The following is a 1793-nucleotide window of genomic DNA, read 5'->3' on the forward strand; positions in this document are numbered from 1 at the left end:
ACTGCCCTACGCGGCAACTGCTCCTGCGTTGCTCTAGCTCCTGCATCCATGCAGTTGCGATAAATTGGTCTAAAAATTCCTGCTTCTTCGTCAAATAGCCCCGCTATTCTCCTCAGAATCAACAATTTTTAGCCTCAATTTCTCGCAATCCTCGCGCTACGGGGACGCCCAGTCGAACGCTATTCTCGGACAGCCTCCTGGTTACTCTTCGTTGAATAGGTTGTAATCACTCTACGGTATTGGACTTCACATTTCAGTTTTATAATCAGTGCGTCGTCCGTCGGCTTTGCCCCGGCGCCCTCAATGATTTCCAGTATTTGTTCTGCGTTCTGGAAATGTTCGAGATTCACTTCCCTTGCCAGAGCTGCGTTCAGTGTTATATGGGCATAATGCGTCAGCTCTGTCCGGGTGGCCTTTATGATGGGTAGTAACTGCCTTGCGCCTTCGTAATGCCGGGAATCTACTTCCCATGCCAGAACTTCACTTAATGTTTTCCGGGCATACTCTGTCAGCTCTGCCCCGGTGCCCATTATGATGGTTAGTAACTGTCTTGCCTCCCCATAATGCCGGGAATCTACTTCCCATGCCAGAGCATCACTCAATTTTATCCGGACATACTCCGCAAGCTCTGTCCTGGTGCCCTTTATGATGGGTAGTAAATGCATTACGTCCTCGTGATGATAGCAATCTACTGCCATTGCCAGAGCTTTATTCAGTGTTATCCGGGCATACTCCGTCAGCTCTGCCCCGGTGCCCATTATGATGGGTAGTAATTGCTCTGCGTTCTGAAAATGTTTGAGTTCTACTTCACTTGCCAGAACTTTACTCAGTGTTATCTCTGCGTCGTCTGTCAGTTTTGTCCCGGTAGCCACCATGATACGTTGCAACAGCCCTGCGTTATCGTAACGGCCATCATCAACAGCCTGTTCCAGACCAATATTCAGTGCAATCCGGGTTTCGTCTGTCAGCGTTACTGCAGCGCCCACAATGATGCCCTGTAATTGCTCTATGGCAGCGAAATCCCTGTCGTTTATTACCCTTACCAGATTTTCATTCAGCTTACCCTGGACTTCTTCGGTCAGCGCTGGCCCTGTGCCCCGGGTAACGCGTTGTGGTTGTCGTTCCTGATTTGTGGTCCCCTCTGCAGTGAACCATGATTTTATCAGATCAACCAGACCACCGCCGAATAATGGGCAGACCTTCCTTTCCTCGATGATGGGGGTATATAAAAGCCCCGGCTTCAGACTGCCGGTGTTCATGGTAGAGCGAAAGGGAGTAGTTGTTACATCCCGGCAAAATACTTTACCCCTTTCAGGGCCGTTCTCACCTGCTCCGTCAGCTTGTAACCGGTCTGCTGAAAAAACCTCATCGCCCCTGGGATTATCAATAGAAATAGCGGAACGTAGCGCATTTTTTGCAGAATCAGGCAGCTGTTCACGCACTGTTATGGCAGTTGAACTGTTTCGATACTCAACCAGGCTAATTAACATTGGGTAATTCATTATGGAAGGCTTCCCTGGATAATTTTCTTGTTAGATGGCCGTTGTTTCATTTTGTTCCGCTGTGCTGTAGATAATTAGCTTATTAAAAGAAGGCCTGAATGTTTCAGATAGTTATATTCCTGCAGAAAATGCGTTCAAATACAACACATGTCGCTAGTTTGACGCTGATTTTCAAAATGAAATTCTGGAATTAATTAAAAACACATAAAGAAAAGTTAATAAAAAGAGCAACAATTGCAACATTTTTGAATTTGGTAAATCCTGAATTCAAGTCATAAATGCATAACCCAT

Annotated in this window: 1 protein-coding gene; it reads right to left on the reverse strand. The window is 46.5% G+C overall.

Annotated elements, in window-relative coordinates:
- Nucleotides 1–179 precede the first annotated feature (179 nt).
- The gene (locus tag KDK14_RS00830) at nt 180–1502 is read right to left on the reverse strand and encodes a hypothetical protein (protein WP_257263118.1); all 1323 of its coding nucleotides are present in this window, start codon (nt 1500–1502) and stop codon (nt 180–182) included.
- Between the last annotated feature and the right edge of the window lie 291 nt (nt 1503–1793).

This window comes from Endozoicomonas sp. ONNA2, from assembly GCF_024606365.1.
Classification (GTDB): domain Bacteria; phylum Pseudomonadota; class Gammaproteobacteria; order Pseudomonadales; family Endozoicomonadaceae; genus Endozoicomonas.